9 protein-coding genes and 1 pseudogene are annotated in these 9795 nt (G+C 70.7%); 8 read left to right on the forward strand and 2 right to left on the reverse strand.

Annotated features, from left to right (window positions below; translation table 11 throughout):
- The first annotated feature begins 124 nt into the window (after positions 1-124).
- From ABZ281_RS22720 to ABZ281_RS22745, 6 genes are all read left to right on the forward strand, one after another.
- On the forward strand, positions 125-892 hold the full coding sequence (locus tag ABZ281_RS22720) for a glucose 1-dehydrogenase (protein ID WP_356658102.1): 768 nt from the start codon (positions 125-127) through the stop codon (positions 890-892).
- 36 nt (positions 893-928) lie between these two features.
- Complete coding sequence (locus tag ABZ281_RS22725) at positions 929-1342, forward strand: cupin domain-containing protein (protein ID WP_356658104.1); 414 nt, start codon at positions 929-931, stop codon at positions 1340-1342.
- 303 nt (positions 1343-1645) lie between these two features.
- A complete protein-coding gene (locus ABZ281_RS22730; protein ID WP_356658106.1) occupies positions 1646-2296 on the forward strand; it encodes a (2Fe-2S)-binding protein in 651 nt (216 codons plus the stop codon).
- A gap of 12 nt (positions 2297-2308) precedes the next feature.
- A complete protein-coding gene (locus ABZ281_RS22735; protein ID WP_356658108.1) occupies positions 2309-3289 on the forward strand; it encodes a xanthine dehydrogenase family protein subunit M in 981 nt (326 codons plus the stop codon).
- Positions 3286-5481 (forward strand): xanthine dehydrogenase family protein molybdopterin-binding subunit, encoded by a 2196-nt coding sequence (locus ABZ281_RS22740; RefSeq protein WP_356658110.1) that lies wholly within the window; start codon positions 3286-3288, stop codon positions 5479-5481. The genes ABZ281_RS22735 and ABZ281_RS22740 overlap by 4 nt, the downstream gene beginning before the upstream one ends.
- Positions 5482-5639: 158 nt before the next feature.
- On the forward strand, positions 5640-6770 hold the full coding sequence (locus ABZ281_RS22745) for an XdhC/CoxI family protein (protein WP_356658112.1): 1131 nt from the start codon (positions 5640-5642) through the stop codon (positions 6768-6770).
- A gap of 44 nt (positions 6771-6814) precedes the next feature.
- Here the strand turns inward: ABZ281_RS22745 and ABZ281_RS22750 are convergent.
- Both ABZ281_RS22750 and ABZ281_RS22755 read right to left on the reverse strand, forming a co-directional pair.
- A pseudogene (locus tag ABZ281_RS22750) lies at positions 6815-7246 on the reverse strand (beta-galactosidase); the annotation flags it as partial.
- Between the two features lie 132 nt (positions 7247-7378).
- Positions 7379-7828: an SRPBCC family protein gene (locus ABZ281_RS22755; protein ID WP_356658114.1), complete on the reverse strand. Its 450-nt coding sequence runs from the start codon at positions 7826-7828 to the stop codon at positions 7379-7381.
- Between the two features lie 394 nt (positions 7829-8222).
- On the opposite strand from ABZ281_RS22755, the gene ABZ281_RS22760 reads away from it, so the two are divergent.
- Positions 8223-8660 (forward strand): NfeD family protein, encoded by a 438-nt coding sequence (locus tag ABZ281_RS22760; RefSeq protein WP_356658116.1) that lies wholly within the window; start codon positions 8223-8225, stop codon positions 8658-8660.
- Between the two features lie 29 nt (positions 8661-8689).
- Positions 8690-9784 carry an SPFH domain-containing protein gene (locus ABZ281_RS22765; RefSeq protein WP_356658118.1) on the forward strand — a complete coding sequence of 365 codons (1095 nt, stop codon included), beginning with the start codon at positions 8690-8692 and terminating at the stop codon, positions 9782-9784.
- Positions 9785-9795 lie beyond the last annotated feature (11 nt).

A 9795-nucleotide genomic window follows, 5' to 3' on the forward strand; every position in this document is an offset into this window, starting at 1 on the left:
GTCGTCGACGGCGGCCAGATGGTCTGACGGCGTCGCGGCAAGGCGTCGTGCCCCCGCAGTTCGTCCAGGCACCCCTGACATCAGTGGTGCCGCCACATCTCTCCACCTGAAGGGACAACACCCCGTGAATCCAAGCTACGACTTCACCGGCCAGGTCGCCCTCGTCACCGGGGCCGGCGCCGGTATGGGGCTGGCGACCGCCCGCGCGTTCGCCCGGTCCGGAGCCGCCGTCGCCCTCACCGACGTCGACGAAGCGGGCCTGAACGCCGCCGTGAAGGAACTCACCGACGCCGGCCACCAAGCCCTCGCCCTCACTTGCGATGTCAGCGACGAGGACCAGGTCGCCGCCGCCGTCGACCGCACGGTCGAGACCTTCGGCCGCCTCGACATGGCCTACAACAACGCCGGCATCCAGATCCCGCCCAGCGACGCCGCCGACGAACCCGCCGAGAGGTTCGACCGCGTCAACGCCATCAATCTGCGCGGCGTGTGGGCCTGCATGAAGCACGAGCTGCGGCACATGCGTGCACAGGGCAGCGGCGCGATCGTCAACTGCTCCTCCCTGGGCGGCCTGGTCGGCCTGCCCGGCCGCGCGTCCTACCACGCCTCCAAACACGGAGTCATCGGCCTGACGAGCAGCGCGGCACTCGAATACGCCCCCCGAGGCGTCCGCATCAACGCCGTCTGCCCCGGCACCATCGACACCCCCATGGTCAGCGACATGATCGCCAAGGGAGAACTCGACCGCGCCGAGGCCGAGTCCAACCAGCCCGTCAACCGGCTCGGCACCGCCGAGGAGATCGCCCAGGCGGTCCTGTGGCTGTGCAGCCCCGGAGCGAGTTTCGTCGTCGGTGTCGCCCTCCCTGTGGACGGTGGCTACGTCGCCCGCTGAAGACAGCCCACGCAGGAAAGAGAGCTGAGAGGCACCATGGAGTTCATCACGCAGCAGCCCAGCAGCAAGGCCCCGGCGGACTGGTTCACCGGCGACGTGTGGTGGGACGTCATCGTGGCAGGCCAGGAGCCGTCGAGGATGCGCGCCAACGTGGTCCGCTTCTCCCCGGGCGCCCGCACCAACTGGCATTCCCACGCCCTGGGCCAGACCTTGCACGTCGTTTCCGGCATCGCCCTGATCGGCACCCGGGACGGCACCGTCTTCGAAGCCCACCCCGGCGAGACCGTCGCCTGCCCGCCGGACGAGGAACACTGGCACGGCGCCGCCCCCGACCGCTTCATGGAGCACATCGCCCTGTGGGAAGGCACAGGCGACGGCACTCCCGAGACCACCTGGGCCGAGCCGGTCACCGACCAGCAGTACAACGGCCGACGCACCCGCTCCCAGTAGTCCCGGCCCGTCCCACGCCCATTCGGGGCTCGCTCAGGACGCCACGGCGTCCCCGGGGGACTGCCGCCTGCCTTGCAGCGCGCGCAAGTGCCCCCGAAGACGTAGGTCAGTCGCTTCTGACGGAGCTTCAAGGGGGGAGGAAAGTCTCCCTGCCACGAGCGTTGCCGGTGGTGCGAGACTCCCCAGGTGACCGGTGGCCGCTGCCAGAGCGCGCGGTTGCCGGCTTCTCCGCGGTGACGACGATCCACTCTCGCGTCCCGCCGAGGTGTACGGCCGATCCGTCAGCGATACGAAGGCGTACGTATGTCCACTGAACTCCCCGAACCTTCCGCCCCACCACCCACCGGAGCCGGCGAGTCCTCCCTGGCGCCGACTCGGCGCACGTTCATCGCCGCCAGCACAGCGGTCGGTGGTGCCGTCGTCGCGGGGAGCGTGATCGGAGGCACGTTCCTCGCCGGCCCGGAGGAAGCGACGGCCGCCGAGAGGCCGCCGTCCAGCCGTGTCTCCCTGACGGTCAACGGCACCCGCCATACCGTGACGGTCGACAACCGCACCTCACTGCTGGACCTGCTCCGCGAGCACCTCGGACTCACGGGCTCCAAGAACGGCTGCAACGCCGGGGCCTGCGGGGCGTGCACGGTCCTGGTCGACGGGCAGCGGCACAACGCCTGCCTGACGCTCGCGGTGCGTCTGGAGGGAGCCGACGTCACCACGATCGAGGGCCTGGCCGAGGGTGATCGACTGCACCCGCTGCAGCAGGCGTTCATCGACCAGGACGCCTTCCAGTGCGGCTATTGCACCCCCGGACAGATTCTCTCCGGCGTCGGCTGCATCCAGGAGGGCCACACCGGCTCGCCGTCGGAGATCCGGGAGTGGATGAGCGGAAACATCTGCCGCTGCGGCTGCTACGTCAAGATCGTGCGCGCGGTGGAGCAGACCGCGGGCCGGAAGTGAGGATCGGCCGCCATGCACCCCTTCCACTACACCCGCGTCTCCGACACCCGCGAAGCCCTCGACGCCGGTGACCGCGGCGGGCGTTACATCGCCGGGGGCACCACCCTGGTCGACCTCATGCGTGAGACCGTCGAACGCCCCGAGACCCTCGTCGACATCACCGGACTGCCGCTGGGCGAGATCACCGTCACCGAGCGCGGGGGCTTGCGCATCGGCGCCCTGGTGACCATGTCCGAGGCCGCCGCCCACACCAAGGTGCGCACCCTGTATCCCGTCGTCTCCCAGGCGCTGGAGCTGAGTGCGTCGGCCCAGCTGCGGAACATGGCGACCATCGGCGGCAACATCATGCAGCGCACCCGCTGCACCTACTTCCGGGACGTCACCGCCGACTGCAACAAGCGCGAGCCCGGCTCCGGCTGCGCCGCGCTGCACGGCGTCAACCGCACGCACGCCATCCTCGGGACCTCCGACGCCTGTGTGGCCACGCACCCGTCCGATGCCGCCGTGGCCTTCGCCGCCTTGGAGGCACGCGTTCGCCTGGTGGGCCCGGACGGGCCACGCCAAGTCCCCTTGACCGAATTCCTGTTGCGGCCCGCCAGCACCCCGCAGCGCGAACAGGCCCTGCGCAAAGGTGAGTTGATAACGGCGGTGGAGATCCCCGCTCTCCCCCGCCCGCTCAGGTCCGGCTATCTGAAGGTGCGTGACCGGCAGTCGTACGAGTTCGCCCTGACGTCGGCGGCCGTCGCGCTGCACGTACGCGGCGGGGTGATCCGCGAGGCCAGGGTCGCCGCCGGGGGCGTGGGCACGGTGCCCTGGAAGCTGCCCGCCGTCGAACAGCACCTTGTCGGCGAACGCCCCTCGGGCGCTCTCTGGTCGGCCGCTGCCGCGAAGGCGGCGGACGGGGCCCGCCCCCTTCAGCACAACCACTTCAAGGTCGAGCTGCTCAAGCGCACTGTCGAACGCCAGCTGCGCGTCGTAGGAGGTACCAAGTGAGCCCCCAGCCGAAGGCAGCCGTGGGTGCGCCGCTGTCCCGGGTGGACGGCCGGCTCAAGGTCACCGGACAGGCGCTGTATGCCGCCGAGCACGAGGTCGAGGGGTCCGTTCACGCCGTCATCGTCGACGCAGCCATCGGCCGCGGTCACATCACATCGATCGACAGCGCCGCCGCCGAAGCCCTTCCGGGCGTCCTGAAGGTGCTCCACCACCGCAACGCGCCGAAGCTGGCGTACCGCGACAACTCCGGGTCGAACAATCCACCCGGCCGGCGACTCCGCGTCTTCCAGGACGACCGCGTCCGCTTCCACGGTCAGCCCGTCGCCGTCGTGGTCGCCTCCACGCTGGAGGCCGCACAGCACGGCGCGAGCCTGGTCAAGGTCGGTTACGACGCCGAACAGTCCTCGACCGACCTCACCGAGGCCGAGCCGGACGAGCCGACCCGTTACGCACGCGGCGACGCCGAAGCGGCCCTGCGCGCGGCGGCCGTACGGCTGGACCTGACGTACCGCACGGCGCGCAACCACCACAACCCGATGGAGCCGCACGCCACCATCACTCGCTGGGACGGCGACGAGCTCACCGTGTGGGACAAGACCCAGTGGGTGGTGGGCACGCAGACCGAACTCGCCGCGGTGTTCGGCCTGGAGACGGACGCGGTGCGCGTCATCTCACCGTTCGTCGGCGGCGGTTTCGGCACAGCGCTGCGCTGCTGGCCGCACGTGGTCGTCGCCGCGCTGGCCGCCCGCGAGACGAAGCGCCCGGTCAAGCTGGTCCTCAGTCGCAAGCAGATGTACCTCGGTACCGGTTTCCGGCCCTCGTACGAGTACCACCTGCGCCTCGGCAGTGACCGGCGCGGCCGGCTTTCCGCCGCGGTGCACGAGCTGGACGCCGAGACGTCGTCGTACGAGACGTTCACCGAGTCCATCCTGGCGGCCGGACAGATGCTCTACAGCATGCCCAACGTGACCCAGAGGTACCGGACGGTGCCGCTGGATCTGCCCACGCCGCTGTACATGCGAGGCCCCGGCTTCCAGACGGCCTCCTTCGTCATCGAGTCGGCCATGGACGAACTCGCCCACAAGCTCGGCGTCGACCCGATCGAGCTGCGCCGGCGCAACGAGCCGAACGAGGACGAGTCGTCCGGGCTGCCGTTCTCCACCCGTCGGCTGCGCGAGTGCTATGCGGTCGGCGCGCGCGAGTTCGGCTGGGATCGCCGCAACCCCAGGCCCCGCGCCACGCGCGAGGGGGACTGGCTGATCGGCAGGGGCATGGCCGCCGGCGTCTACGACACCGCGCGCATGCCCGCCCAGGCCCGGGCCCGTCTGGACGCCGACGGCACCGCGCTGGTCGAGGCGGCCGCCACCGACATGGGCCCGGGTACGTACACCTCCCAGACCCAGGTCGCGGCCGACGCACTCGGGTTGACCGTGCGCACGGTGACCTTCCGGCTGGGGGACTCTCTTTACCCGCCGACCCCACCGCACGGCGGCTCGATGACCATGGCCAGCGTCGGCTCCGCCACCCTCGACGCCTGCAACAAAGTCCGCCGCCAGGCGATCGAACTGGCCGTCGGAGACCGCGAGTCGCCGCTGTACGGGGTGGCGGCCGACGATGTCGTGGTACGCAACGGCCGACTGCACGTGAAGAACGATCCCGCGCTCGGGGAGACCTACCGGCGGCTGCTGGCCCGCAACGACCGCACCCACCTGGAAGCGGACGGCTCCTTCGCCCCGCCCTCGGGCCCCGAACGTCACTCCTTCTACGGCTACAACGCCACCTTCGCCGAGGTGGCGGTGGACGCGACGCTCGGTCTGGTGCGGGTGCGGCGTGTGCTCGGCGTGTACGACGCGGGCCGCATCATCAGCCCCAAACTGGCCGACAGCCAGGCCCTCGGCGGCATGGTCGGCGGTATCGGCACGGCCCTGCTGGAGCATACGCTCACCGACCACCGCGACGGACGCGTCGTCAACGCCAACCTCGCCGATTACCTCGTCCCCGTCAACGCCGACATACCCGACCTCAAGGCGATCTACCTGGACGGCGAGGACCGCGAGGCAGACCCGCTCGGAGTCAAGGGTCTCGGCGAGCTCGTGATGATCGGGGTGGCGCCCGCCATCGCCAACGCGGTCTTCAATGCCACCGGCCGCCGCGTCCGCGAACTGCCCATCACCGCAGAGGCGCTGCTCTGATCCATGCCACATCGGGCCGACGGTGCGCACACCGATCGTCCGGCAGCCCGCCCCGTCCAGCTGCCGGACTTCCGAGGGCCGCCGCCGCGTGACGTTTCCCCGGCGTCGGGGCGGCGGCCCGCTCACCTGCCGATCCTGGTCCTGCTACGGAGAACGCCATGCTGAACATCGCGGACACACTGCACCGCTGGTGCCGCGAGGCACGCCCCTTCGCCCTGGCCACCGTCGCCGGCCTGCACGGCAGCGCCCCTCTGCCGGTCGGTACGTCGGTCGCGGTGGACGGGGACGGCAACGCCGTCGGCAGCATCTCCGGCGGCTGCGTCGAGGGAGCGGTCTACGAGGCGTGCCGACAAGTGCTCCGTGACCGGGGCACTCCGCGGCGGGCCTGGTTCGGCTACTCCGACGACGACGCCTTCGCCGTCGGTCTGACCTGCGGCGGCGAACTCGACGTCTTCGTCCAGCGCATCGATCCCGCAGCCCAGCCGCACCTGTCCACAGCCCTCTCCGCGATCGCTCAAGGGCGACCGGTCGCCGTGGCACAGGTCGTGGACGGCCCGGAGCGCCTCCTCGGCTCCACTCTGAGCGTGCTCGGCGGCGGCCGTGTCGCCTACGGGCGCGTGGACGGCGGCCCGACGGACCGGGCAGTGGCCGACCGGGCCAGGGCCATGCTGCGGGCGGGCGGCACCGTCCGCATCGACATCGGCGGGCAGGCAGACGCATGCCCCGAACGGCTGTCCGTCCTCGTTCATGTCCGTGCGTCCCCGCCGCGCCTGCTGGTCTTCGGTGCCGTCGACTTCGCCGCGGCCCTCAGCCAGGCCGGCCGCTTCCTGGGCTACCACGTCACCGTCTGCGACGCCCGCCCCGTCTTCGCCACTCCCGCCCGCTTCCCGCACGCGGACGAAGTGGTGGTCGACTGGCCCCACCGCTACCTGGAACGCACCGAGGTGGACGAGCGTACCGCCGTATGTGTCCTCACCCACGACGCCAAGTTCGACATTCCCCTGCTGCGCCTGGCACTCGACCTGCCCGTCGCCTTTGTCGGGGCCATGGGCTCCCGGCGCACCCACGACGAGCGCATACGCCGCCTGCGCGAGCGGGGCGTCACGGAGAACCAGTTGGCCCGGCTGCGTTCCCCCATCGGCCTCGATCTTGGAGCCTTCACACCCGAGGAGACGGCCATCTCCATCACCGCGGAGATCATCGCCCAGGCCAACCACGGCACGGGCCGGCCACTGACCCAGATCACCGGCCCGATCCACCGGCCGTCGGAGTCGGCGAGCCACCGGTAGGCCGGCCTCACGAACCGACAAGGGTTCACCGTCCCTCTGCAAGCAGCAGGGTGGTCGGCGTACCGCTCGGCCAGTGCGCCCGCGATGCGCAGCGCCGCGGTGCGGTAGGCCGGGCTGGACGGGCAGAACGTCTGGCGGCTGCCGTACGACAGCGTGCGGCCGTCGCGGTCGACCGGCAGTGCCTCGGGGTGGGCACGGAAGAACCAGGCGGGCGGCGCGGCCGTCGGCGTGGCGAGGTCGGCGGCGATGCCGTTCTCGTGGAGCAGGTCGAGGATCTTGTCCATGCGGGCGAAGTCGTAGACGCCCTCGGACGGCTCCAGCTGGGCCCAGGAGAAGATGCCGACGCTGACCATGGTCACCCCGGCCTCGCGCATCAGGGCCATGTCCTCGGCCCACACCTCCTCGGCCCACTGTTCGGGGTTGTAGTCGCCGCCGTAGGCGATGCCGGGCAGGGGGAGACGGCGTTCGGTGGTCACTGGTGGTGCTCCGGGGGCTGGGAACGAGTGGGAGGCGTGCGTCAGCCCTTGTTGGCGCCCAGGGTGAGGCCGCTGACGAACTGGCGCTCCCGGATCCGCTGCGCGAGTCCTTCGTCGTACGCCGTCGTCGGCTCACCTCTGTTCCAGGAGCCTCGCTTCGAGGTCGCGCAGGTCCTTGGCGAGGTTGGCGCGGACCCGCCCGGCCAGCAGTGGTGCCGCCAGCCGGTAGAAGCCGCCCTCGCCGCCCTGTACGCGGATGAGGGCGTGGGTGCCGCGCGGGTGGGGCTCGAAGGTGTAGGTGATGTGCATCGGCATCGGGCCGGCCACGGAGATCATGTCCAGCAGCCGCGGCGGATCGTATGCGGCGACCCGCAGGACGTAGTCGATGCGGCGGCCCAGGAAGTACGCCGTACGGGTGACCTCGGCGCCGGTGCCGAAGCCGCCGCCTGCCGCCTCCGCGCTGAGTTCCGCCGTGCGGATGCCCTGGGTCCAGTCGGCGTCGTGGCGCCAGTCCATGGCGTACGTCGCGACGCGTTCGGGCGGTAGCGGGATGACGCGCTCGGCCGTCACGTCGATGGTCATGGCTTCAGCCTCCGCCTTCCCGTGAGCGGCCACCACCCAGTGCGCAACAGATGGCTGAGGAGCATCGCGAGTACCGCCTGGACGGCGAACCGGACGCGGGGGAGGGGGCCGGCCGGGGCGTCCTCGCCGACCAGCCCGGGGGAGAGAGCTGGGCGCCGCCGTCTCGTGCACCCAGGTCCGCTCGCATTCTTCCGGTGCACGAGGGTGCCGCGCATCATCGCACCCGGCACAGGGAGCCGACATGGAGCGGCGAGAGCGGCGGGCAGTGCACAGCCGCTTCCCGTCGCGCTCGGTGCCGGCATCCCGATCGGGTGAGAACCGCAGCCGCTGATCTGTCTGTCCGGCGTTCGGGGCGGTAACTTGGTGGAGAAGGCCCCTGAAGGAGGGCGATTCCATGCCGTGGTTCGTATGGCTGCTCGCCGCCGCGGCACTGGGTGCCGCGGAGTTCTTCACCCTGACACTGGTCCTCGGCTTGCTGGCCGGTGCCGCGCTGGTTGCCGCCGTGGTCGCCGGTGTGGGCATCGGCCTTCTCGGCCAGCTGCTGGCCTTCGCCGCGGCGGCGGCAGCAGGCCTCTTCTTCGTCCGTCCCGTCGCGCTGCGGCACATGGCGCAGCAGCCCCTCGTCCACGAGGGCAGCTACGCGCTGGTCGGCAAGCGGGCCGAGGTCACGCAGGAGGTCACCGCGACCCGTGGCCTGATCAAACTGTCCGGCGAGGAGTGGTCCGCTCGCGCCTTCGACGAAAGCCTCGTGATCCCGGTGGGGGCGCTGGTGGACGTTATGGAGATCGAAGGCGCCACGGCGATCGTCTACCCCCGCGAGCTTCTTCCGTGAACGGCTGAACGCACAGCAACGGAGGCACTGTGGACCCGGTTGTCATCCTCGCCCTCGTGGCGGCCATCGTCGTCGTCTTCCTGGTGGCCTCCAGCGTGCGGATCGTCCCGCAGGCGCGCCGCTACAACATCGAGCGGTTCGGCCGGTACCGCCGAACGCTGCAGCCCGGGCTGAATCTGGTCGTGCCGGTGGCGGACCGCATCAACACCAAGCTCGACGTGCGCGAGCAGGTCTACTCGTCCGACCCCAGGCCGGTGATCACCGAGGACAACCTCGTGGTCAACATCGACACCGTGCTCTACTACCAGATCACCGACCCCCGGTCGGCGGCCTACGAGGTCGCCGACTACCTGCAGGCGATCGACCAGCTCACCGTGACCACGCTCCGGAACGTCATCGGCAGCATGGACCTGGAGGAGACGCTCACCTCGCGTGAGGAGATCAACTCCCGGCTGCGCGCCGTCCTCGACGACGCCACCGGCAAGTGGGGCATCCGGGTCAACCGCGTCGAGATCAAGGCCATCGATCCACCGCACACCATCAAGGAGGCGATGGAGAAGCAGATGCGGGCCGAGCGAGACAAGCGTGCGGCCATCCTGCACGCCGAGGGGGAGCGGCAAGCCAAGATCCTCACCGCGGAAGGCACGAAGCAGAAGGACATCCTGGAGGCACAGGGCACGCAACAGGCCATGATCCTTCGGGCGGACGGTGAGGCGAAGGCGGTGGAGCTGGTCTTCCAGGCCGTGCATCGCAACAACGCCGACGCGAAGATCCTGGCCTACAAGTACCTGGAGACGCTTCCGCACCTGGCAAGCAGCGACAACAACACGTTCTGGGTGATCCCGGGGGAGCTGACCGAGGCGATCCGGACCGTCACCCGTGCGTTCGGCGACCAGCCGGCGGCGCAACCGGAGGAAGGAGCCGACGCCGGCGCTGCCCACCCGTCGGGCGAGGACCGGACTCCGGAGCTCAACGCCGGCTGGACGGCTTCCTTCGACGCTGCCGCGGCGGCCGACGAGGCCGGGAAGCAGGCCGCCGCCGCGGTGAGCGACGCCAAGGCCGAGGCGGAGGCCGCGAAGTCTCCCCAGACACCGCGCCGGGGGCAGACGTCCGGCGAAGACTGAGCCCACCCTCG

This window comes from Streptomyces sp. NPDC006265, assembly GCF_040613555.1.
In the GTDB taxonomy this organism is placed as follows: Bacteria; Actinomycetota; Actinomycetes; order Streptomycetales; family Streptomycetaceae; genus Streptomyces.